Annotated in this window: 17 protein-coding genes; 12 read left to right on the top strand and 5 right to left on the bottom strand. The window is 72.9% G+C overall.

The features are described 5' to 3' along the window. Positions 1 to 4 precede the first annotated feature (4 nt). The 3 genes from hydA (at position 5) to ABZ354_RS00795 (ending at position 4,131) form a co-directional block, all read left to right on the top strand. The gene (gene hydA, locus ABZ354_RS00805) at positions 5 to 1,408 is read left to right on the top strand and encodes a dihydropyrimidinase (protein ID WP_358651491.1); all 1,404 of its coding nucleotides are present in this window, start codon (positions 5 to 7) and stop codon (positions 1,406 to 1,408) included. Between the two features lie 17 nt (positions 1,409 to 1,425). Next, positions 1,426 to 2,445, top strand: a complete 1,020-nt coding sequence (locus ABZ354_RS00800) for a TIGR03842 family LLM class F420-dependent oxidoreductase (protein WP_358652201.1) — start codon at positions 1,426 to 1,428, stop codon at positions 2,443 to 2,445. A gap of 159 nt (positions 2,446 to 2,604) precedes the next feature. Next, positions 2,605 to 4,131 carry an NCS1 family nucleobase:cation symporter-1 gene (locus tag ABZ354_RS00795; RefSeq protein ID WP_358651489.1) on the top strand — a complete coding sequence of 509 codons (1,527 nt, stop codon included), beginning with the start codon at positions 2,605 to 2,607 and terminating at the stop codon, positions 4,129 to 4,131. A gap of 77 nt (positions 4,132 to 4,208) precedes the next feature. Here the strand turns inward: ABZ354_RS00795 and ABZ354_RS00790 are convergent, their stop codons facing one another. Beyond that, positions 4,209 to 4,871: a hypothetical protein gene (locus tag ABZ354_RS00790; protein ID WP_358651487.1), complete on the bottom strand. Its 663-nt coding sequence runs from the start codon at positions 4,869 to 4,871 to the stop codon at positions 4,209 to 4,211. A gap of 523 nt (positions 4,872 to 5,394) precedes the next feature. Here ABZ354_RS00790 and ABZ354_RS00785 point away from each other — a divergent pair. From ABZ354_RS00785 to ABZ354_RS00775, 3 genes are all read left to right on the top strand, one after another. Beyond that, positions 5,395 to 7,149, top strand: a complete 1,755-nt coding sequence (locus tag ABZ354_RS00785; RefSeq protein WP_358651485.1) for a glycoside hydrolase domain-containing protein — start codon at positions 5,395 to 5,397, stop codon at positions 7,147 to 7,149. A 10-nt stretch (positions 7,150 to 7,159) separates the two neighbouring features. Continuing rightward, positions 7,160 to 8,098, top strand: coding sequence for a penicillin-insensitive murein endopeptidase (locus ABZ354_RS00780; RefSeq protein WP_358651483.1), 939 nt, complete (start codon positions 7,160 to 7,162; stop codon positions 8,096 to 8,098). 168 nt (positions 8,099 to 8,266) lie between these two features. Further along, positions 8,267 to 10,096, top strand: a complete 1,830-nt coding sequence (locus ABZ354_RS00775; protein ID WP_358651481.1) for a gamma-glutamyltransferase — start codon at positions 8,267 to 8,269, stop codon at positions 10,094 to 10,096. Between the two features lie 73 nt (positions 10,097 to 10,169). On the opposite strand, the gene ABZ354_RS00770 is transcribed toward ABZ354_RS00775, so the two are convergent. Continuing rightward, positions 10,170 to 10,658 (bottom strand): MarR family transcriptional regulator, encoded by a 489-nt coding sequence (locus tag ABZ354_RS00770; protein ID WP_358651479.1) that lies wholly within the window; start codon positions 10,656 to 10,658, stop codon positions 10,170 to 10,172. Positions 10,659 to 11,553: 895 nt separating this feature from the next. On the opposite strand from ABZ354_RS00770, the gene ABZ354_RS00765 reads away from it, so the two are divergent. Next, on the top strand, positions 11,554 to 12,591 hold the full coding sequence (locus ABZ354_RS00765; protein WP_358651477.1) for a ParB N-terminal domain-containing protein: 1,038 nt from the start codon (positions 11,554 to 11,556) through the stop codon (positions 12,589 to 12,591). On the opposite strand, the gene ABZ354_RS00760 is transcribed toward ABZ354_RS00765, so the two are convergent. The 3 genes from ABZ354_RS00760 to ABZ354_RS00750 all read right to left on the bottom strand — a co-directional run bounded on the left by ABZ354_RS00760 (position 12,585) and on the right by ABZ354_RS00750 (position 14,878). Further along, entirely contained in the window at positions 12,585 to 13,727 is a 1,143-nt protein-coding gene (locus ABZ354_RS00760; RefSeq protein ID WP_358651475.1) for an FAD-dependent monooxygenase, read from the bottom strand. The two genes, ABZ354_RS00765 and ABZ354_RS00760, sit on opposite strands and share 7 nt — an antisense overlap. After that, positions 13,724 to 14,326, bottom strand: a complete 603-nt coding sequence (locus ABZ354_RS00755; RefSeq protein WP_358651473.1) for a hypothetical protein — start codon at positions 14,324 to 14,326, stop codon at positions 13,724 to 13,726. The genes ABZ354_RS00760 and ABZ354_RS00755 overlap by 4 nt, the downstream gene beginning before the upstream one ends. Before the next feature lie 72 nt (positions 14,327 to 14,398). After that, positions 14,399 to 14,878 carry a carboxymuconolactone decarboxylase family protein gene (locus ABZ354_RS00750; RefSeq protein WP_358651471.1) on the bottom strand — a complete coding sequence of 160 codons (480 nt, stop codon included), beginning with the start codon at positions 14,876 to 14,878 and terminating at the stop codon, positions 14,399 to 14,401. A gap of 309 nt (positions 14,879 to 15,187) precedes the next feature. Between ABZ354_RS00750 and ABZ354_RS00745 the strand changes: the two genes are divergently transcribed. The 5 genes from ABZ354_RS00745 to ABZ354_RS00725 all read left to right on the top strand — a co-directional run bounded on the left by ABZ354_RS00745 (position 15,188) and on the right by ABZ354_RS00725 (position 23,017). Further along, positions 15,188 to 16,273, top strand: a complete 1,086-nt coding sequence (locus ABZ354_RS00745; RefSeq protein ID WP_358651469.1) for an AMP-binding protein — start codon at positions 15,188 to 15,190, stop codon at positions 16,271 to 16,273. Then, entirely contained in the window at positions 16,273 to 17,649 is a 1,377-nt protein-coding gene (locus tag ABZ354_RS00740; protein ID WP_358651467.1) for an aldehyde dehydrogenase family protein, read from the top strand. The genes ABZ354_RS00745 and ABZ354_RS00740 overlap by 1 nt, the downstream gene beginning before the upstream one ends. A 58-nt stretch (positions 17,650 to 17,707) precedes the next feature. Further along, on the top strand, positions 17,708 to 19,075 hold the full coding sequence (locus tag ABZ354_RS00735; RefSeq protein ID WP_358651465.1) for a 3-deoxy-7-phosphoheptulonate synthase: 1,368 nt from the start codon (positions 17,708 to 17,710) through the stop codon (positions 19,073 to 19,075). A gap of 281 nt (positions 19,076 to 19,356) precedes the next feature. Beyond that, on the top strand, positions 19,357 to 21,444 hold the full coding sequence (pabB, locus tag ABZ354_RS00730) for an aminodeoxychorismate synthase component I (RefSeq protein WP_358651463.1): 2,088 nt from the start codon (positions 19,357 to 19,359) through the stop codon (positions 21,442 to 21,444). 103 nt (positions 21,445 to 21,547) lie between these two features. Next, the gene (locus ABZ354_RS00725) at positions 21,548 to 23,017 is read left to right on the top strand and encodes an AMP-binding protein (RefSeq protein WP_358651461.1); all 1,470 of its coding nucleotides are present in this window, start codon (positions 21,548 to 21,550) and stop codon (positions 23,015 to 23,017) included. Positions 23,018 to 23,049: the final 32 nt, after the last annotated feature.

Below are 23,049 nucleotides of genomic sequence, written 5' to 3'. Positions count from 1 at the left end.
ACGCATGAGCAGCCGTACCGTCATCCGCGGTGGCCTCGTCGTCACCGCTTCCGACGAGATCCACGCCGACGTCCTGATCGAGGACGGCCGCATCGCCGCCCTCGCCGCGACCGGCACCCCGGCCGCCGAGACCTTCACGGCGGAGCGGACGATCGACGCCACCGGGAAGTACGTCATCCCGGGCGGCGTCGACGCCCACACCCACATGGAGCTGCCGTTCGGCGGCACCTTCGCCTCCGACACCTTCGAGACCGGCACCCGCGCCGCGGCCTGGGGCGGCACCACCACGATCGTGGACTTCGCCGTGCAGAGCGTCGGGCACGGGCTGCGCGAGGGCCTGGACGCCTGGCACGCCAAGGCCGAGGGCAACTGCGCCGTCGACTACGGCTTCCACATGATCGTCTCCGACGTGAACCAGGAGACGCTCAAGGAGATGGACCTGCTGGTCGAGGAGGGCGTGACCAGCTTCAAGCAGTTCATGGCCTACCCGGGGGTGTTCTACTCCGACGACGGGCAGATCCTGCGCGCCATGCAGCGTTCCGCCGACAACGGCGGCCTGATCATGATGCACGCCGAGAACGGCATCGCGATCGACGTGCTCGTGGAGCAGGCCCTCGCCCGCGGTGACACCGACCCGCGCCACCACGGCGAGGTCCGCAAGGCCCTGCTGGAGGCGGAGGCCACCCACCGCGCCATCAAACTCGCCCAGGTCGCCGGGGCCCCGCTGTACGTCGTGCACGTCTCGGCGACGGAGGCGCTCGCCGAACTGGCCCGCGCGCGGGACGAGGGGCTGAACGTCTTCGGCGAGACGTGCCCCCAGTACCTGTTCCTGTCCACGGACAACCTCGCCGAGCCGGACTTCGAGGGCGCCAAGTACGTGTGCTCGACGCCCCTGCGGCCCCGCGAACACCAGGCGCAGCTCTGGAAGGGGCTGCGCACCAACGACCTCCAGGTGGTGTCCACGGACCACTGCCCGTTCTGCTTCACCGGCCAGAAGGAACTGGGCCGCGGCGACTTCTCGAAGATCCCCAACGGCCTGCCGGGCGTCGAGAACCGCATGGACCTGCTCCACCAGGCCGTCGTCGACGGGCACATCTCCCGCCGGCGGTGGATCGAGATCGCCTGCGCCACCCCGGCCCGGATGTTCGGCATGTACCCGAAGAAGGGCACCATCGCGCCGGGCGCCGACGCCGACGTCGTCATCTACGATCCGCACGCCGAGCAGGTCATCTCCGCCGAGACCCACCACATGAACGTGGACTACTCGGCGTACGAGGGCCGCCGGGTCACCGGCCGCGTCGAGACCGTCCTGTCCCGCGGCGTACCCGTCATCACCGAGCGGGAGTACACCGGCCGGGCCGGTCACGGCGTCTACACGCCCCGCTCCACCTGCCAGTACCTCACCTAGGAGCCGTGCCAGTGCCCATGGACTTCGGACTCGTCCTGCAGACCGACCCGCCCGCCTCACGCGTGGTCAGCCTGATGAAGCGCGCCGAACAGGGCGGCTTCACACACGGCTGGACCTTCGACTCCGCCGTGCTGTGGCAGGAGCCGTTCGTGATCTACAGCCAGATCCTCGCCAACACCACCTCACTCACCGTCGGCCCGATGGTGACCAACCCGGGCACCCGCACCTGGGAGGTCACCGCCTCCACCTTCGCCACCCTCAACGACATGTTCGGCAACCGCACCGTGTGCGGCATCGGCCGCGGCGACTCCGCGATGCGCGTCGCCGGCCGCAAACCCAACACGCTCGCGCGGATCAGCGAGGCGATGAAGGTGATCCGGGCCCTCGGCCGGGGCGAGGAGGCCGACCTCGGCGGCACCGTGATCAAGTTCCCCTGGGTCCGGCCGGGCGCGGAACTGCCCGTGTGGATGGCCGCGTACGGCCCGAAGGCGCTGAAGATGACCGGCGAGGAGGCCGACGGCTTCATCCTCCAGCTCGCCGACCTCTACCTCACCGAGTACATGGTCAAGGCCGTGAAGCAGGCGGCGGCGGACGCCGGCCGCGACCCCGACTCGGTCACCGTCTGCGTCGCCGCGCCCGCCTACGTCACCGAGGACGACTCGCCCGAGGCGCTCGCGCACGCCCGCGACGAGTGCCGCTGGTTCGGCGGCATGGTCGGCAACCACGTCGCCGACCTGGTCGCCAAGTACGGGGAGCACTCCGCCGCGGTGCCCGCCGAACTCACCGACTACATCAAGGCACGCGAGGGCTACGACTACGCCCACCACGGCCGCAGCGGGAACCCCGACACCCGGTTCGTGCCGGACGAGATCGTGGACCGGTTCTGCCTCATCGGCCCGCCCGAGAGGCACGTCGAGAAACTCCGGGCCCTGCGGGACCTGGGCGTCGACCAGTTCGCCGTGTACAACATGCACGACGCGCAGGAAGCCGTCATCGACGCGTACGCCCGGGACGTCATCCCCGCGGTCAACGCCTGACGGCAGCCCGCCGCTTCCCCCGCCCCGCCCGCTCACCGCACCCGATCCCCCGTCCGATGCCCCGGTCCTCCTGTCTGCCCCGGGGGACCGGGGGCCCCGGCGCAACGGGGTCCGGACCCACACGGCCTTTCCCGACCCACACCACCGATTGGCCTGCCCATGACCGACACCGCTCCCACGGCCATACCCCCGACGACCCAGGTCACCCTCGCCGACGGGCGGGTGGAGATCGCCCCGGACGCGCCGCAGCCCAGTGGCCCGTACGCCAACGAGGACCTGCTGCCCGTCCCGGCCCGCAAGCGGACCTGGACCACGTACAACTTCTCGGCCCTCTGGGTCGGCATGGCCCACAACACGGCCTCCTGGACCCTGGCCTCCGGTCTGATCGCCGTCGGCATGGACTGGAAGCAGGCGGTGTTCACCATCGCCCTGGCCAACGTGATCGTGCTCGTCCCGATGCTGCTCACCGGGCACGCCGGGCCCAAGTACGGCATCCCCTTCCCGGTGTTCGCCCGCGCCTCGTTCGGCGTCCGCGGCGCCAACCTGCCCGCGGTCGTCAGGGCGTTGGTGGCGTGCGGCTGGTTCGGCATCCAGACCTGGATCGGCGGCGAGGCGATCTACTTCCTCGCGGGCAAGCTGATCGGCGACGGCTGGACGGACGCCGGGCAGTTCGGCGGCCACCCCTGGACCATGTGGCTGTCGTTCGCGATCTTCTGGGCGCTCCAGGTCGCCATCATCTACCGGGGCATGGAGACGATCCGCCGCTTCGAGAACTGGGCGGCGCCCTTCGTGCTCGTCGGCGCGTTCGTGATGCTGTGGTGGATGAGCCGGAAGGCGGGCGGCTTCGGCCCGCTGTTCGACCAGCCGTCCCGGCTGGGCTGGGGACCGGACTTCTGGAAGCTGTTCGCCCCGGCGCTCATGGGCATGATCGGCTTCTGGTCCACGCTGTCGCTGAACATCCCGGACTTCACCCGCTACGGCAAGAGCCAGCGGGCGCAGACCTGGGGGCAGTCCCTGGGGCTTCCCACCACCATGACGCTGTTCGCGTTCCTCTCCGTGATGGTCACCTCCGGCAGCCAGGCCGTCTACGGCGAGGCGATCTGGGACCCGGTGCAGCTCGCCGCGAAGACCGACAACACGGTCGGGCTGCTGTTCGCGCTGGTGACCGTGCTGGTCGCGACCCTGTCGGTGAACATCGCGGCCAACCTCGTCTCACCCGCCTTCGACTTCTCGAACGTCGCGCCGCGCCGGATCAGTTTCCGCACGGGTGCCCTCATCACCTGTGTGCTCGCCGTACTGATCTTCCCGTGGAAGCTGTACTCCGACCCGCAGGGCTACATCTTCACCTGGCTCGGCCTGGTGGGCGGTCTGCTCGGCACGGTCGCGGGCATCCTCGTCGCCGACTACTGGATCCTGCGCCGCACCCGCCTCGACCTCGTCGACCTGTACCGCACGGGCGGCCGCTACTGGTACGACGGCGGCTGGAACTGGCGCGCCGTCGTCGCGTTCGCCGCCGGCGGTGTCCTCGCCGTCGGGGGCGCCGACTTCCACCCCCTGATCGACGGCCGCCCCGTCCCGGCCCTGGCCGACCTGGCCGACTACGGCTGGGCGGTGGGCCTCGCCACGTCCACGGTGCTGTACCTGGCGCTGATGCTCATGCGGGGGAAGGGCCGGACGCAGGTCTGAGCCCCGGCCCGGGAGTACGGCCGGGTCCCGCGGCGCGGACCGTGGGCCCGGCCGCCCCTCTCGGGCCCCTCAGCCCCTCAGCCCTTCAGCGCGGCGACGGCGTCCTTCGCGGCCTTGATGGCGCCCTTGTTGATCTCGTCCGTCCCGGGCGCCTTCTTGGACTCGAAGTCGCTGCCGTTGTACGTGACCACCACCAGGGCGTTCGACGCGCGGGCGACGACGGTGCCCTCACGGGTCTGCTGTCCGTCCTCCGTGACGAGGTTCACCACCGAGTAGGCCTCGTCACCGAGTCCGGGCACCTTGCCGCCGCCGCTCTTCTCCGAGGTGTGCTCGTCGTACCCGCTCTTCGCCTTCTCCTCCGACGAGGTCACTTCGAAGGAGACGTCGAGCCAGCGGTAGTCGTAGCCCTTGAGGGCGTTCCAGGAACAGGTGCGGCGCAGTTCGGCGTCCGTCGACTTGATCTCCTTGCCGCCCACCTTCGCGCCCGGCACCAGGGACTTCACCGTCTTGGCGGCGATGGCCGAGCAGGGCGCGGGGGAGGCGGAGTAGGTCGTCGACTCCGGGTCCGCCGAGGGGGCGGAGCCCGGCTGGGACTGGGGGGTGGTCGCCTCTTGGGAGCTCTGCCCGGCGGCGGGTGCCGTGGCGAGCGGGCCGGACGACAGCGCCCAGCCCGCGACGGCGAGCACGGCCACCGGTGACAGGCGCGCGGTCAGGGCGAGCGACAGGGGAAGGGAACGCACGGCGCACTTCTCGTGGGGGAACGGACGGTGCGGAGGTGGTCCGCACTGCGGACGGGACGACAGTGTCACACGACTCCCGGTGGGGCGGAAGGGCCACCCCGCTCCGTGCCCGGACGGTGACGCGGTTCACCGGCCGCGGTGCCCGTGGCGTCCGTGTGGTGAGGTGTCTGCCCGGTTGCCGTGCCCGTCGGCGGCGGTGTCGGTGGTCTGGTCCAGTGGCAGATGGTGACCCGGTAGACACGCTACGGCTCCGGCGCCACACTCTGCTCAGCCCTCTCGGGTGAAGCGGGACTCGGCGGAGTGCATCAGGCGGAGGTGCGATGTGAGGCGTGTGTGCCGACTTCTCCCGATTGTCATGGGCATGGCTGTGAGTGGGTGTCGCTCCTCCTCCGAGGCAGACGTGGCCGGACGTACGAGCCGCGCCCGGCCCGCCCCGGGGCGCGGCGCCTGAACCGCCGCCCTGCCCCTCCCACGGTCACATCCCGCCCCACTTCCTCCCCCGCATCCGATCAGGAGTGCCCTGATGTCGTCGTCCCGCATGACCTGGCGCGCCCGCGCCACCACGGCCGTGCTGGCGGTCCTCGCCGGTACCGGCGCGCTCGCCGTCCCCGGCTCCGCCCAGGCGGCCTCCCCGCCCGAGCGCGACCAGCAGACCGTCACGTACCACGGCTACCGCGTCGACGTGCCCGCCGACTGGACGGTGGTCGACCTCACCGAGAACCCACGCGCCTGCCTGAGATTCGACAGACCCGCCGTCTACCTGGGCGCGCCCGCCGACCAGAACGACTGCCCGTCACGGGTCGTCGGCCGTACCGCGGGCCTCGTCGTGGAACCCATCACCGCCCGCTCCGCCCGCCTGACGACGGCGGTCACCGCGCGCACGCCGCGCGGCAGGGCCACCGCGCCGTCGGCGGTGTCGGACAACGGCACCATCCAGGTCGCGGTCGAGGACGCCGGCGTCCTCGTCACCGCCGCCCACACCCCGGCGACCGAGAAGACGGTGCGCGGCGTCCTCGCCACGGCCGAGCTCACCGCGGGCGCCGAACGCACCGAGCTGCCCGGCGCGGCGCAGCGGTCCGGCACCGCGTCCCTCGCCGCGGCCGGACCGCAGCCCGGCAGCTACCTGGGCAAGGGCTTCGACGCCTGCGCCGCGCCCTCCCAGGCCGCCATGAACGCCTGGGAGGCCAGTTCGCCGTACAGCGCGATCGGCGTCTACATCTCCGGCTCCTTCCGCGGCTGTGCCCAGCCCAACCTGACCGCGAGCTGGGTGACCGCCCAGACCAGCAACGGATGGCGCCTGTTCCCCATCGACGTCGGCCGTCAGGCCCCGTGCACCAACTACTCGCTGAAGATGTCCGCCGACCCGGCCACGGCCAAGTCCCAGGGCGTCTCCGCGGCGGCCACCGCCGTCACCGCCGCGTCGAACCTCGGCATCCCGTCCGGCAGCGCCATCTACAGCGACATCGAGGCGTACACCTCCACGGCCTCCTGCAAGGCCGCCGTGCTGTCGTACCTGTCCGGCTGGACCCAGCGGCTGCACAGCAGCGGCTACCTGTCGGGCTTCTACTCCAGCGCCGCCTCCGGCATCAAGGACGCGGCCGCCGAGTACAACAACAGCGCCTACACGCGGGTCGACCACCTCTTCTACGCCTGGTGGAACAGCGCCGCCGACACCAACACCGGCACGTACGTCCCCTCCACCTACTGGGCCGGCCACCAGCGCATCCACCAGTACGTGGGTGAGGTCACCGAGTCCTACGGCGGCTACTCGATCAACATCGACCGCGACTACCTGGACCTCGGCACCGGCACCCCGCCCGCTCCCAGCTGCAGCGGGGCGAACCTCGACTTCACCGCGTACACCACCGTCCAGAGCGGATCGTCCGGCGACCTCGTCAAGGCGGCTCAGTGCCTGCTGAAGGCGGCCGGTTACGACCCGGGCACCCCCGACGGCGTGTTCGGCTCCGCCACGACCACCGCCGCCAAGAACTTCCAGGCCGCCAAGGGCCTCGCGGCCGACGGCGCGGTCGGACCGAAGACCTGGACCGCCCTGTTGTCCCGCGGCGCCACCACCACCGTCCAGAGCGGCTCGACGGGTGAGGCCGTCACCCGCGTGCAGCGCGCCCTGACCGCCGCGCTCGGCCGGACGGTCGGCATCGACGGCGTCTTCGGCTCCGGCACCGGCCAGGCCGTGCGCGACTACCAGTCCTCGCGCGGGCTGTCCGCCGACGGCATCGTCGGCCCCGGCACCTGGGGCGCCCTCCAGTCGGGAAAGTGAGGCAGACGTCGTGAAACACCTCGTCAGGATCATCACGCTGTTCGCGGCGCTCACCGGCCTGCTCCTCGGATCCGGCCTCCCCGCGCAGGCGTTCGCCCAGGCCGCGTTCCCGCTGGCGAGCAACGGCAACCGTGGCACCGACGTCGTCGCGCTGCAGCACCTGCTGACCGCCCACGGCCACCCGGTGCCGGCGGACGGTGTCTTCGGCTCCGGCACGCGCAGCGCCGTGGTGGCTTTCCAGCAGTCCAAGGGCCTCACGGCCGACGGCGTCGCCGGTCCCGCCACCTGGGGCGCGCTCGCCATCACCGTGCGCCAGGGCGACAGCGGCCCGGCGGTGACGGCGCTCCAGTCCGAGCTCAACGCGAAACGGGGCGCCGGCCTCTCGGTGGACGGGGTCTTCGGCGCGGGCACCACGACGGCGGTCCGCACCTTCCAGTCGCACGCGGGGCTCGGAGTGGACGGCATCGTCGGGCCGACCACCTGGAAGAACCTCCTGTGGCACTACGAGAACATCACCTTCGGCCCCGGCACGATGTGCGCCGAGAGCCCCGACGGCAATGCCGACGCCCACTGGGCGACGGCCGGCGCCGTCGCCCAGCTGGAGGCCGCCGCCGCCACCTTCGCCGGCACCGGCAACGGCGCCCTGCCGGTCGGCGACGCGGGCTTCGAGCACGGCGGGGACATCCCCGGCCACGGCAGCCACGACGTCGGCATGGACATCGACGTGTGGCCGATCCGCACCGACTCCGCACAATGCACCGGGGCACGCATCACCTGGCAGTCGGGAACCTACGACCGGGCCGCCACCCGCCTGCTCGTCCAGGAGATCCGCGCCAAGGCCCCCGGCCACGTCGCGCTGATCTTCTTCAACGACCCGCAGCTGATCTCGGAGGGACTGACCACCAGCTACCCGAACCACGACAACCACCTGCACGTCCGCTATCAATAGCGGTCCGGCGGCGGGCCCGGCCACCTCGGCGGGGCCCGCCGCCCACCCCTGCGCGGGGGGTGCGCGAGGCGGGTGGGGGCGCGGGCCCGGGTGCAGACAAAACGCGGGGGTTCCTTCATGCTCCCAGGTGGACCGACGCACCACGCCGCGCATGCACCGAGGTGAGAGATGCAGTTCACGACCCGACCCACTCTCCAGGGCACCTTCGGGATGGTGTCCTCCACGCACTGGCTCGCCTCGCAGTCGGCGATGGCCGTCCTGGAGAACGGCGGCAACGCCTACGACGCGGCCGTCGCCGGGGCGTTCGTGCTGCACGTCGTCGAACCGCACCTCAACGGGCCCGCCGGTGAGGTGCCGATCCTGCTCGCGCCCGCCGGTGGTGACGTGCGGGTGCTGTGCGGGCAGGGCTCCGCACCGGCCGGAGCGAGCGCCGCGCACTACCGGGGCCTCGGCCTGGACCTGGTGCCCGGCACCGGCCCGCTCGCCGCCGCCGTGCCCGGGGCCTTCGACGCCTGGATGCTGCTGCTGCGCGACCACGGCACCAAGTCCCTCGCCGACGTCCTCGCGTACGCCGTCGGATACGCCGAACACGGCCACGCGCCCGTGGAACGCGTCGGCGAGACCGTCGACACCGTACGTGAGCTGTTCGAGACGGAGTGGACGTCGTCCGCGGAGGTGTACCTGCCGGGCGGGCGCGCACCCCGCCCCGGTGAACTCCTGCGCAACCCGGCCCTCGCCGCCACCTGGCGCCGCCTCCTCGCGGAGGTCGCGGGCGCGGGCGGCAGGGAGGCCCAGATCGACGCCGCGCGGGAGGTGTGGCGCACGGGCTTCATCGCCGAGGCCCTGATACGACAAGCCGCCCGCCCCACCATGGACACCAGCGGCGAACACCACACCGGCACCCTGACCGGCGACGACCTCGCCACCTGGTCCGCCACGTACGAGACGCCGGTGACGTACGACCGGAACGGCTGGACCGTGTGCAAGGCCGGTCCCTGGAGCCAGGGCCCGGTCCTCCTCCAGCAACTGGCGCTGCTGCCGCCCGAACTGCCCGCGTACGGCACCGCCGACTACCTCCATCTGCTCATCGAGGGCTGCAAGCTGGCCATGGCCGACCGGGAGGCCTGGTACGGGGACGCCGCCGACGTCCCTCTGCGGGACCTGCTCTCCGACGAGTACAACGCCGCCCGGCGCGCCCTGATCGGGGAACCGGCGAGCCGCGAGCTGCGGCCCGGCAGCCCGGGCGGGCGTGCCCCCCGCCTGAGCGACCACGCGCTGCTGCCCGCTCCCGCCGGCGGCGCCTTCGACGCGCTCGGCATCGGCGAGCCGACCGTCGCCAAGGGACCCGCGTCCCCGGTGCCCGGTGAGCCCGAGGTGACCGCGGACGGCGGCACGCGCGGGGACACCTGCCACATCGACGTCGTGGACCGCTGGGGCAACATGGTCGCCGCCACGCCCAGCGGTGGCTGGCTCCAGTCCAACCCGGTCGTGCCCGAGCTGGGCTTCCCGCTGGGCACGCGCCTGCAGATGACCTGGCTGGAGGACGGCCTGCCGAACACCCTCACCCCGGGCCGCCGCCCCCGCACCACCCTCACCCCGTCGATCGCGCTGCGCGACGGCGTGCCCGTCATGGCGTTCGGCACACCGGGCGGCGACCAGCAGGACCAGTGGCAGCTGCACTTCTTCCTGGCGGTGGCCCTGCGCTCCCCGGTCCGCGGCGGCCTCGACCTCCAGGGCGCCATCGACGCCCCCAACTGGCACAACGACAGCTTCCCCGGCTCCTTCTACCCGCGCGGCATGCGACCGGGCAGCGTCACCGTGGAGTCCCGGTTCGGCCCGGCGGTGATCGGGGAACTGCGGCGCCGCGGGCACGACGTGACGGTGGGCGACCCGTGGTCGGAGGGCCGGCTGTGCGCGGTCGCCCGGGACCCGGAGACCGGCGTGCTGTCGGCGGGGGCCAACCCGCGCGGGATGCAGGGGTACGCGGTGGGCAGGTGAGGCACGCGGCCCCCGCCCGCCCCTGGCGTGCGGCGGCGAGTACCGGGGCCGCCCCGGGGGAGTGGACCGCACGTCACGGCGACGGCGCCTCGGCGGGCCGTGTGTCCCGCCCCTCCAGGTGGTGCAGGGCGGTGTCGAGGAGACGTTCGAGGGCGGCCGCGGTGTCGTCGGGCAGCCGGTCGTAGAACCTGGAGTGCTCGGCCGTGGCCGCCGCCAGCACCGACCGCGCGAGCGTCTCACCCTCGGGGGTGAGCTGCACCCATGTGCTGCGGCCGTCGTGGACGTTCGCCTCCCGGGTGACGTACCCCGACTGCACCAGCCGGAGGATGACGTTGCTGGTGCCGCCGGAGGACAGCCCGCAGGCCGTGGAGAGGCTGGTCGGTCTCAGCCGGTGGCCCGGGGTGTTGCGCAGGGCCAGCAGCACGTCCGCGTCGGCGATGGTCAGGCCGGCGTCGGACGCGGCGTCGCGGACGGTCGCGTTCACCACCTGCGCCAGGCAAGCGGCCTTCTGGGCCAGCCGGGTCAGGGGAACCGTGCGTCCGGCCGGGGCGGGGGTGTCCATCTCTTCTCCTTCCGCGCCAGGAACCAGTGCAGTGGCGCGTGCACACTGCACCGAACTCGCTGCAGCATCGCAAGAATGCAGCGGCGGCCGGTCACCGGTAAAGCTCGGGCGGGCCCGCCGGACGCGGGCCAGGTGCACGGCGGCCGGGCTCGCGAGCCGGCCCGGGCACATCCGCCCCGCGGGCGGGACTGCCGGGCCGCGCGAGGTTCGATTGATGGACGTCGCGTCTCCGGGCTATTTTCTCACTTGAAAGCTTTGTTGAAAGCTTTAGGGGGGAGAGAAGGGACATGACGTCACCGGAGGACCTTCGCACGCTCGACGGCGACGCACCGTCAGGCCTCCTGTGCGGCGGGCAGTTGGGCGAGAAGGCATCGCTCCGCGCGGCTGTCGAGTGCCCCGAGGAAGTCGACGGACGACGGGGCACCGTCGCCGTCAGCGCCGTGGACGAGGTGCTGAACGGGGCCGGACGGCCGGGCTCCGGCCCCGCCGAGCGCGGACCTCGTCCCTCTCCGGGCTCACCGCGCCCCCGCAGGAGACGGGCGGCCGTGCGAGCCGCTGCACGCGTGCTCACCCGCCACCCGCGATCCGGCCGCACACCGGTGCGGGTCCCCGACCCCGAGGGCGGGTTCGCCCCCGTGCCGGACAACCACCGGGCCGGTGCGGTCCCGGGCGTCCTCCACGGCGCCCCGGTCGCGGGGGAAGGCGGACCCGCCCGGCCGGTCGGCAGCCGCTGAACCGCGCACCGGTCTGCCTCCGCCGATCGTCCAAGAACCCGTAGCAGGTGCGCGACTGCGCGTTTCGCGCGGTTGCCCACCGCACGATGCCGTGCCCGTCGCAACGCATCAGCGCCGCACGGACGGCCCGGTACGAGCTGTCAGGAAAGGTCACGCAGAGCATGAACACGGTCAGGTCCACCCCGTTGCCCGGCACGACGCGCCACCCCGGCCCGCCGTCCACGCGACGGCTCGCCGCGGTGCACCTGGTGCCCGTCGCGGCGTTGCGGGACGGCGACTCTCCCCGTGCCGGCACCGAGAACCCCGAGTACCTGCAGATGCTCGCCGCGGCGGAGAGCTCGCTGCCCCCGATCGTGGTGCACCGCGACACCATGCGCGTCGTCGACGGCATGCACCGCCTCAGGGCCGCGGTGCTGCGCGGACGGACCGAGATCAAGGTCCAGTTCTTCGACGGCAGCGAGGAGGACGCCTTCGTGTACGCCGTCGAGAGCAACACCCGGCACGGGCTTCCGCTGACGCTCGCCGAGCGCTCCGCCGCCGCCGTCCGCATTCTCCGCTCGCACCCGCACTGGGCGGACCGGGCGATCGCCTCGGTGACGGGTCTCTCCGCCCACACGGTGACCGGCCTGCGTCACGGCGGAGCCGTCGGCCGGGAGTCGTCACCGCAGGTTCGGCTCGGCCGGGACGGCCGCGTGCGTCCCCTGAGCACGGCGCGGGGCCGGCGCGAGGCGGAGCGGCTGCTGATGTCCTCCCCGGAGGTGTCCCTGCGGGAGATCGCCCGGCGGACCGGGATCTCCCCGGCCACGGTGCGGGACGTACGCGACAGAATGCTGCGCGGCCTGGACCCGGTGCCGGAGCGGATGCGGGCCGACAAGCGCGCCGTCCGCCCGGTACCCCGGCAGCCCCCGGTGGAGAAGCCGGCCGGTATCGCGGACCCGGCCCCGGACCGGGAATTGGCGGCCGTCTACCAGAAGCTGTGCCAGGACCCGGCTCTGCGGCACAGTGAGAACGGCCGTCTGCTGCTGCGCCTGCTGAGCGCCCTGGCGCTGCCCGGCACGGAGTGGCGGAACATCGCCGACGACGTGCCTCCACACCGGGCCGGCGCGGTGGCCGACCTCGCCACGGAGTACGCCAGGCTGTGGCGGGAGTTCGCGGACCGCGCCCGGGCGGGCGCCCAGGACTCGCCGGCCGTTCAGTAGCTCACCGCGCGAATGCGCGGACCGTACGGCGCCGCGTCGAGCCAGTGGCCGGCGCGCGGCCAGAGGGGGGCTGCGGTCGCCGCGGCCCACTGGAGGCAGCGCTGCCCGGGCCGGGCCGCCAGCAGATGGTCGAGGGCCGCACCCGCCGCGCGTACGTTGGCCTCCGCCGCCGCTCGCCGCTCCCGGGCGTACCGCTCGACACTGCCCGCGCGCACCGCGCGTGCCGCGGCGACGGCGTCGCTGATGCCGGAGTTCATGCCGCGCGCCCCGAACGGCGGGAGCAGGTGGGCGGCTTCGCCCGCCAGCAGGATGCGCCGGTGCCCGTCGGTGAAGCGGCTCGCGAGGCGCTGCTGGAAGCGGTAGACCGACGACCAGGTGATCCGCGGGCCGGGAACCTGGGGAAGCACCCGGGGCAGCCACTGGGGTGCCTGCGCGACGAGCCGCCCGCCGTCGTCCCCGGGACGGCACTGGACGTCGACGCGCCACCCGCCCCGGAACGGCACCAGGAGGACGTTGCGCCCTCCGACGCCGGGGTGCCGGTAGTGGAACACCCGCTCGGCGTGATCCGGCCGGATGTCGGCGGCGACATCGACGACGACGAACTCGGTCGTCGAGGTGGTGCCCTCCAGCGCGATGCCCGCCTGCGCGCGCAGCCCGGACCGGGCGCCGTCCGCCGCGACGACATGGCCGACTTCGTGGGTCGCACCGCGTTCCGTCCGCAGCGCGACGCCGTCCGGGGTGCTCCGCACGTCCCGTACGGGATCGCCCCAGACCGACCGGATGCCCGCCGCGTCGCAGGCCCGGCGCAGCAGGTCCTCCACCACGGTCTGCGGCAGGCTGGTGAAGGGCACGGCCGCGGAGGCCGGGTAGGAGCGGACGTGGACCTGGCGGCCCGCCCACAGGGTGCGTTTGGTGCGCCACACCAGCCCCCGGGCGCAGACGCTGTCGCGCAGGCCGGGGCTGAGGCGGTCCAGATGGTCGAGCGTGGCACGGTGGACGAAGATCGCCCGGCTGCCGGGGCGCACGGCGGTGCGCGGCTGGGCCTCCAGCAGGACGGGGTCCAGCCCGAGGGAGTGCGCGGCGAGTGCGGCGGTCAGGCCGACCGGCCCGGCGCCGACCACGGCGACGGCGCTCATGGTGTCGTCCCGAGCAGCCGCTGTTCCCCGGCGTGGGCACTGCCGGACCGCTGCCCCGTCGACACGACGGCGGGGTTGAACGTCTCCTCGACGTGCAGGGGGGACTCGCCGTCCATGTGCAGCAGATAGCCCCGGGTGACGGCGGGGAGGGCGCCGCGGGGTCCGGGCCAGTCGGACAGTCCGGAGGTCAGCCGGTTCCGCCGGTGCGCCACGCCCGTCGCGGCGACGGCCCGGCCCAGCGGAAGGAGGCGGCCGGTGACGGCGTTGACCAGTTCGCCGTTGCGCGGGAGCCGGCCGGTCACCACGTTGCGGGAGACCACCGTGCCCTCGGGGGTCACCAGTTCGGTGCGGCGGACCAGCCACGGCGGGGCCGGCGCCGGATGCGGCGGCAGGCTCGACCGGGGATCGCCGGTACGGGAGGGCGACAGGGTCTGGGTCCGCACCTGTACGCGCAGCGGGCACCGGATGTGATGTTCCAGGAGTTCCGTCGTCATGCCCCGGTGGAGGAGCAGTCGGCGCGTGAAGGCGTCGGCGAAGTCCCGCACGGGGACTCGGCGCAGCGGCAGGGGGCCGACCGGCTGTTCCAGGTGGGCGGACATGGCGGAGGGCCTCCACGGTCGGGAAGCGGGGGGCCGAAGCCGCTGGGTGAGCGGCTTCGACCACGCGAGGTGTCAGGCGGAGGGCTTGTAGTTGCCCGGGACGCGCCGCTGGGCGATGGCGAGCCGGTTGTAGCCGTTGATCGCCACGATGACGAACAGCAGGTGGGAGAGCTGCTCGTCGCCGAAGACCTTCTGGGTGCGCTGAAAGACGTCGTCCGGGATGTGGCCGTCGTGGACGAGGGTGACGGCCTCGGTGAACTCCAGGGCGGCGCGCTCGCGTTCGGTGAAGAAGGGCGCCTCTTCCCACGCGCTGAGGGCGTAGATGCGCTGCTCGGTCTCACCTGCGGTGCGGGCGTCGATGCTGTGGATGTCGATGCAGAAGACGCAACCGTTGATCTGCGACGCGCGGATGCGGACGAGCTCGAGCAGCGCGCTCTCCAGACCGGCCTGCTTCGCGGACTCGGCGGCCGTGGCGGCCAGTCGGTGCATGGCGGAGTAGGAGCGTTCGGCGTGGGCGTTGCAGTCCAGGCGCTGAGTGTTCTCGGTGGTCATGGGCCGTGATCGTACGAGCGGGCGCGAGCGGGTGACCAGTGCTCACTCCCCGCACTTGCCCAGGGCGACTGCCCGCCCCCGGCGACCCTTGACAGAAAGGTGTCTCACGGAAAAGGTAAATCGCGAGCGGGGCGGGGAGGCGGACCGTCGGCACGCCGCTCGCCTGCCTCACGGTTCGCCGCGCCGCGCCCGTCCGGCAGGGCGATCCCCCCGAGAACACCGGCTCCTACCCCCTGTATTCGGCGCTGCGCCCAGTACCCGCACGCCTGGCGCCTGCTGGCACCGACCTGACGAAATGGCTGGACGTACATGACTGACCTGGCAACTGACACGCCGCAGGCCGGTGGCCTCGGCACGGCGTCGGAACACTTACGTGACGTCCTGCGCTGGCACTTCGACCCGGCGACGGGATCCCCGTTCTGGCTGCGCAAGGCCGGCAGCCTGGGGTTCGATCCGCTCACCGACATCGTCGACGTCGCCGGCCTGCGCCGCTTCCCGGACGTCAGCGGCGAGCTGCGGACCGTCCCGGTCGAGGACCTCATCCCGGCGGGCAGCTCCGGCGCCGCCTTCGACGTGTTCGAGTCGGGCGGCACGGTCGGCGCCCCCAAGCGGGTCATCGACAGCACCGCGCGGACCCGCAACGTGGACTGGGTGAGCGACGTCCTGACCGAGCACGGCTTCCCCGAGACGGGGCACTGGTTGCACGTGGGCCCCACCGGCCCGCACGTCGTCGGCCGCACCGTCCGGCACCTGGCCCAGCTGCGCGGCTCCATGTGCTTCACCCTCGACTTCGACCCGCGCTGGGTGAAGCGGCTGATCGGCTCCGGCCGTACGGAACTCGCCGCCGAATACCGCTCGTACCTGCTCGACCAGATCGAACCCATCGTCAGCAGCCAGAACATCAAGGTGCTGTTCGTCACACCGCCCGTGCTGGAGGCGATCTGCGCCCACCCGGACCTGTACGAGCGGCTCGCCACGACGCTCGAAGGCATCCTGTGGGCGGGCACCAGCATCAGCCCCGAGTCGCTGCGCCAGATCGAGGAGACGTTCTTCCCCAACGCCAGGGTCGCGGCCATCTACGGCAACACCATCATGGGCATCGCCCCGCAGCGGCCGAGCGAGCCGGGCGACTCCCACCCGTGCGTGTTCCGGCCGTACTTCCCGCAGTCGGTCGTCGAGCTGGTGGACCCGGAGACCGGTGGCCCCGTGGAGTACGGCGACCGCGGCCAGGTCCTGATGCACCAGCTCAGCCGGGACATGTTCCTGCCCAACGTGCTGGAACGCGACACCGCGATCCGCGTCCGGCCGGCGACCGGGGACGACGTCGACGGCCTGGCCGACATCGCCCCCCTGAAGACCAAGGACGCCCCGGCCGTGATCGAAGGGGTCTACTGATGGCCGCGGCCGTGCCCGCCGTCAATCCGGTCATCGGCGGCGCGGACGTCGACAGCCGCGACCGCGTGGAACTCGCCGCGCTCGACGGCACACCCCTCGCCTCGGTCGGGCTGGCCCCGCGCCTGCTCGCGCAGGCCGCCCTCAACCGGCTCCGGTCGGCGCCGGCCGGGCCCCCGCCCGCCGCCGAGGTGTTCGCCGAGGCCGGCGAACTGTTCGCCACCGCCGAGCTCGACGGGGAGTCCCCCGAGGAGTACCGCCGCCGCGTCGTCATGGCAACAGGCACCCCGAGCGGCGCGATCACGCGGGCGATCCAGGGCATCCGGACCCAGCTCGGCATGATCGAGCGCATCAACCAGGCCGAGTATCCCGAGCCCTTCACGGCCCCCGGCTACCGCACGGTCTGGGTGCCGCGCGGCGCACTCCTCGCCGCCATCGTGCCCAACAACCATCCGGAGCCCAACGTCACCTGGGTGCGCGCCCTCGCCATGGGCGCCCGTGTCCTGGTGCGCCCGGGCAGCAAGGACCCCTTCACCCCGCGCAGGCTGTTCGCCGCGCTCCTCGCCGCCGGCGTCCGCCCGGACACCCTGGCCTTCCTGCCCGGCGACCACGACATGGGCGAACACCTGCTGTCCCAGGCGGACCTCGGGCTGGTGTACGGCGGACCCGCGGCGGCGGCGCGTTTCGCCCGGCGCAGCGACGTCCTGGTGCGCGGACCCGGGCGCAGCAAGGTCCTCGTCGGCGCGGGAGCCGAGGAGGACAAGGAACTACTCGACGACCTCGTCCGGTGGATCTCCGACGACGGCGGCGTGCGGTGCAACAACATTTCGCTGGTCCTGACCAGCGGACCGGTGAAGCCGCTCGCCGACGCGCTCGCCCACCGCCTGGCCGAACTGCCCGTACGTCCCGCCCTGGACGAGCGCGCCACCCTGCCCGCCGTCAGCCCGGAGAACGCCGCAGCCATGGCCGACCACCTCGCCGGACTGACGAAGCAGGCCACCGACCACAGCACCCACCGCTACGGCGGACCACTGCCGGCCGACCCGGGCGACGGCACCAGGGTCCTGCGCCCGCTGGTCGTCTCCGTCGACCGCCCGGACGACCCCCTGGCCGGCACCGAACTCGGGTTCCCCTTCGTGGTGGTGGCGCCCTGGCGACCGGCCGACGGCGTCCGACCGCTGCGCGAGTCCCTGGTGGTGAGCCTCCTCGGCGAACACGCCGCGCTCGCCGACACCGTCCTGCGCGAACCCTCGGTCCGCAAGGTCGTCACCGGGCGGGTCACGCCCTGGTCCGGTGTCCCCGAGACCCCGCACGACGGCAGCCTCGCTCAGTTCCTGCTCGAGCCCAAGGGCCTGGTCACGGCGGAAGCCGACAGCTGACCGGACACCCCTCGCACCACTGCCCGCGCCCGCGCCATACGGACGGAAGTGATGAGCCGTGTCCTCGTTCACCGAACACCTGTCGGACGCCCCGACACCCGTCGCTCCGCAGCCCCCCGCAACGGAGTGGCGCCGACTCCCGGCCGATCAGCAGCCCGACTGGCCCGACCCCTCCCGGCTCGCCCAGGTCCGGGAACAGCTGATGTCGGCTGCCCCTCTCACCACGCCCGGTGACGTCCGTCGCCTGGGCTCCGCCCTGGCACACGTCGGGGCGGGCCGCGCCTTCCTGCTCCAGGCGGGCGACTGCGCCGAACCCGTCGGCCCCGAGGGCGTCGCCGCCGTACGGGGCAAGCACCGCGTCATGGGAGAGATGGCCGAGATCATCAGCGGCCACTCCGCACTGCCGACCGTCACCGTCGGCCGCATCGCCGGCCAGTACGCCAAACCGCGTTCCCGCCCCCAGGAGACCGTGGGCGGACGGGTCCTGCCCGTCTACCGCGGTGACCTGGTCAACTCCCCGGCCGCCGACGAGGCCGCCCGGGTCCCCGACCCGCACCGCCTGCTGCTCGGGTACACCGCGGCCCGGGCGGTGCTCGACGAACTCCACCAGATCGCCCACGAGACCGCCGCGGCGTTCCGTGCACGGGACCCACAGCACACCACGGGCGACACGGGCCGGCCCGCCGGCGCACCGGACGGCGGCCTGCGGACACTGATCGAGGACTACGGCCAGACCGTCGAGTTCGACGGCCGCTGGCAGCACACCGGCCTGTGGACCAGCCACGAGGCGCTCGTCCTGGACTACGAGCACGCCCTGGTGCGCCGTGACGCCCACACGGGCGAGGAGTACCTGCTCTCCACCCATCTGCCGTGGGTGGGAGAGCGGACCCGCCGGATCGACGGCGCCCACCTCGCATTCCTCGCCCAGGTCGCCAACCCGGTCGCGTGCAAGGTCGGCCCGGCCACCCGCCCCGAGACGCTCCTGGAGCTCTGCGCGCTGCTGGACCCGCACCGCAGGCCCGGCCGGCTCACCCTCATCGGCCGCTTCGGCGCCGGGCAGGTCCGTGAGGTGCTGCCCGCACTGGTTGAGGCCGCCCGCTCGGCGGGCCACGACGTGGTCTGGGCCTGCGATCCCATGCACGGCAACACCGTCAGCACGGCCCGAGGAATCAAGACGCGGCGCCTGGACGACATCCTCGACGAGATCACCGGCTTCTTCGAGGTGATGCGCCGGGCGGACCAGTGGCCGGGCGGTGTCCACCTGGAAATCGCCGGGGACGACGTGACCGAGTGCCTCGACGCCGACGGACCCGAGAGCGAGGAAGGCCTCGGCCGTGCCTACCGCACCCTGTGCGACCCCCGCCTCAACGACGTCCAGGCGCTCCTGGTCGCCCGGACCGTCTCCGAGCTGATCGCCAAGGGATAGAGGGTGTCCGACATATCCGCGCGGCGGTCCGGTGCCCGGCACGCACGCCCCCGGCGGGGGGACCCCCGGCCGCGTCGCCGAAGCGCCCCGGTGGCTGCGCCACGAGGACGCTCGGGCGGCTCGCGGCCGCACGCACCGGACACCGCTCCCTCACCCGCGCTCCGTCGTCAGACACCCCCTGGGCCGTGTCCGCCCTCCGGGCGACGACGCCGCTGCGCGGACACGACCCGGCCGGACGCGCATCTCCGTCGAACGCCCGCGCCCGCACAGAAAGCCGCGTGATGAAAACCCTGCTGATCGACAACTACGACTCGTACACCTATAACCTGTTCCAGCTCATAGCGGAGGTCAACGGAGTCGAGCCGGTCGTCATCACCAACGACGCCCAGGACGCCGCCGGCATCGACCTGACCGCCTTCGACAACCTCGTCATCTCACCCGGCCCCGGGCACCCCGGCCGCTCCCGCGACTTCGGCGTCTCCGCGCGCCTCCTGCAGACCGCTCCCGTCCCCGTGCTCGGCGTCTGCCTGGGACACCAGGGTATCGGGCACGCCGAGGGCGCCCGGATCGTGCCCGCACCCGAGCCGCGGCACGGCTACCTCAGCCGGATCACCCACGACGAGAAGGGCGTCTTCGCCGGCCTGCCGCAGGGCTTCACGGCGGTGCGCTACCACTCGCTGTGCGTGGCCGAGCCCCTCCCGGACTCCCTCGAGGCGACCGCCTGGTCCGAGGACGGGGTCATCATGGGCCTGCGCCACCGCACCCGTCCGATCTGGGGCGTCCAGTTCCACCCCGAGTCCGTCTCCACCGAGCACGGCCGCCGCATGATGGCGAACTTCCGCGACCTCACCCTCGCCCACCGGAAGAACGGCCCCCGCCCGGCCGCCCCCACCGCCGGACGGCAACCGACGGCGGCGCCCACCCGCCCGGCCGTGTCCGGCGAGCCCGCCGCCGGCCACCGGATGCACGTGCGCACCCTCGGGACCGCCGTCGACACCGAGTCCGCCTTCACACGCCTGTACGCCGACTCCTCCGCGCCCTCGTTCTGGCTGGACAGCGCCCATGTGGAACCCGGCCGGTCCCGGTTCTCCTACCTGGGCGACGCCTCCGGCCCGCTCGCGGAGACCGTCCGGTACCGGCTGGCGGAAGGAGAGGTCGAGGTCGTCCGCCCCGGCGGCCCGCCGCAGCGCTTGTCCGGCACCGTGTTCGACTACCTCCAGGCGCAGCTGCGCCGACGCCGACTGGACGTGCCCGACCTGCCGTTCGGCTTCACCGGCGGCTACGTCGGCTACTTCGGTTACGAGCTGAAGGGCGACCTCGGCTCGGTCAACAAGTACGTCTCGCCGACCCCGGACGCCGTCTGGATGTTCGCCGACCGGGTCGTCGTGGTCGACCACCAGGAAGACGCCACCTACCTGCTCGCTCTCAGCGACGCGGACCCCGACACCGAGTCGGCCGCCGTGGAATGGCTCGACACGACCGCCGCGACGCTGCTCTCCCTGCCCCCGGCCGAGCCCGTCGAGGCCGCCGACGGCGCCGATGTCGAGCCCTGGCTCACCCACGACCGCGAGGCGTACCGGACCCGGATCGACGAGATCCAGCAGAACCTGCGGGCCGGGGAGAGCTACGAGGTCTGCCTCACCACCTCGGCCTGGCTCCCCGCCCACGGCGACGGCTACCAGTACTACCGCGCGCTGCGCCGGGCGAACCCCGCGCCGTACGCCGCCTACCTGCGGCTCGGCGACGTCGAGATCGCCAGCTCCTCACCGGAGCGGTTCCTCACCATCGACCGCTCCGGCGTCGTGGAGACCAAGCCCATCAAGGGAACCGTGCCGCGCAGCGCGGACCCCGACGAGGACGAGGCCCTGCGCGCCTCGCTCAACGCCAGCGCCAAGACCCGCGCCGAGAACCTGATGATCGTCGACCTGCTCCGCAACGACCTCGGACGGGTCTGCGAGGTGGGCAGCGTGCACGTGCCGCGGCTGATGGCCACCGAGAGCTACACCACCGTCCATCAGCTGGTGTCCACCATCCGCGGCACGATGCGCACCGGGCTCGACGCCATCGACGTGGTGCGCGCGTGCTTCCCGGGCGGGTCGATGACCGGGGCGCCCAAGCTCCGCACCATGGAGATCATCGAGGAGCTGGAGACCGAGGCCCGCGGCGTGTACTCCGGCTCCATCGGTCTGCTGTCCACCAACGGCACCGCGGACCTGAACATCGTCATCCGCACCGCCGTCAAGGTCGGCGACCGGTGGCGGGTGGGAGCAGGCGGCGCGATCGTCCTGGACTCGGACGCCGACGAGGAGTTCGACGAGATGGTGCTCAAGGCGTCCGCGCCGCTGCGCGCCTACCGCGCCACGGAGTAGCGCACCGCCCGAGGCCCCGTTGCCCGGCCGGCACCCCTCACCGGGCAACGGTCACCGCACCGCCCTTGTCCGCGCACGAGTCCCCCGACAGGAGCCGTACATCATGAACGCCGCCGCAGCGCTCGCAGACGCAGCCGCGGAGCGGGGCTGGTCGGACCGGGTCGCCTTCCACGAGGGAGACCGGACCGTCACGCACCAGGAGGCGCACCGTCTCGCCGCCCGCGCCGCCGCGGTACTCGCCCGGCACGGCGCCGCATCCGGCCGCAGCGTCCTCATCGCCCTGCCCGACTCCATCGCCTGGGTCGTCGCCTTCCTCGCCACGGCCAGGCTCGGCGCCGTGGCGGTGCTCACCAACCCGGGACTGACCGAGGAACGCCACGGCTACATCGCCAAGGACTGCGACGCGGTCCTCGTCGTCTCCGACCGCGCGCTCGCCGACCGCTTCCCCGGCACCGCCCATCTGACGGGTGGGCAACTGCTGGAGGAGGCCGCGGCCGAGGACCCCGCCCCGGCCGTACCGGTCGACGACGACCACCCGCTGTACATCCAGTACACGTCCGGCACCACAGGGCTGCCCAAGGGAGTCGTCCACCGGCACGCGGACCTGGAGATCTACCACACCGGCGCGGGCGCGCGGGTACTCGGCTTCGGCGCCGACGACGTCGCCCTGTCGGTGTCGAAACTGTTCTTCGCGTACGGGCTGGGCAACTCGCTGGCGTTCCCGCTGTGGTCGGGCGGCTCCGCGGTCCTGGAGCCGGGACCGCCCCGCCCCGCCCGGATCGCGGAGCTGGTCGCCCGGCACCGGGTCACCCACCTGTTCGCCGTGCCGTCCGCGTACGCCAACATCCTCGCCGAGACCGACGCCGAGGACTTCGCCAGTGTGCGCTCCGCCGTCTCCGCGGGCGAGCGCCTGACGGACGAACTGCGCGAGCGCGCCACGGCCTTCTTCCGGTGCCCGCTGTACGACCAGCTGGGTTCCACGGAGGCGGGGCACGCCATCGCCACCAACGGCATCGCCTTCCACGCGCCGGGCACGGTCGGCGTACCGATACCCGGGTTCGAGGCGGAGGTACGCGACCGCAGCGGCCGGCCCGTGCCCGACGGACAACCCGGCGAGCTGTGGGTACGCGGGCCCACGGTCACCCGCGGCTACCACCGCCTGCCGGAGGAGACCGCCCGCGTCCTTCAGGACGGCTGGCTCAACACCCGGGACCAGGTGGTCCGCCACCCCGACGGGATTCTCACCCACCAGGGCCGCACCGACGATCTCGAAATGGTCGGCGGGATCACCTTCTCCCCGGTCGAGATCGAGCAACTGCTCTCCCGCCACCCGGACGTCCACGACATCGCCGTCACCTGCGTGCGCAACGAACGGGGGGCGTCCAAGCTCCGCGCCTTCGTCGTGCCCCGGGCGCCCGTCGCCGACCCGGCGGCGCTCGAGTCCGATCTCGTCGCCCTCGCCCGTGCCCACCTCGAGCCCTACAAGGTGCCCCGCGCCGTCGAGGTCGTCGCATCCCTGCCGCGCACCGCCACCGGGAAACTCCAGCGTTTCCTGCTCCGCCAGAGCGGCTGAGCGCCCCACCGCCATCACTCCGTACGAGAAAG

Source organism: Streptomyces sp. NPDC005925 (assembly GCF_040638805.1).
In the GTDB taxonomy this organism is placed as follows: Bacteria; Actinomycetota; Actinomycetes; order Streptomycetales; family Streptomycetaceae; genus Streptomyces.
The sequence above is the reverse complement of the archived record's forward strand: the minus strand, read 5'-3'. Positions and strand labels throughout refer to the sequence as shown.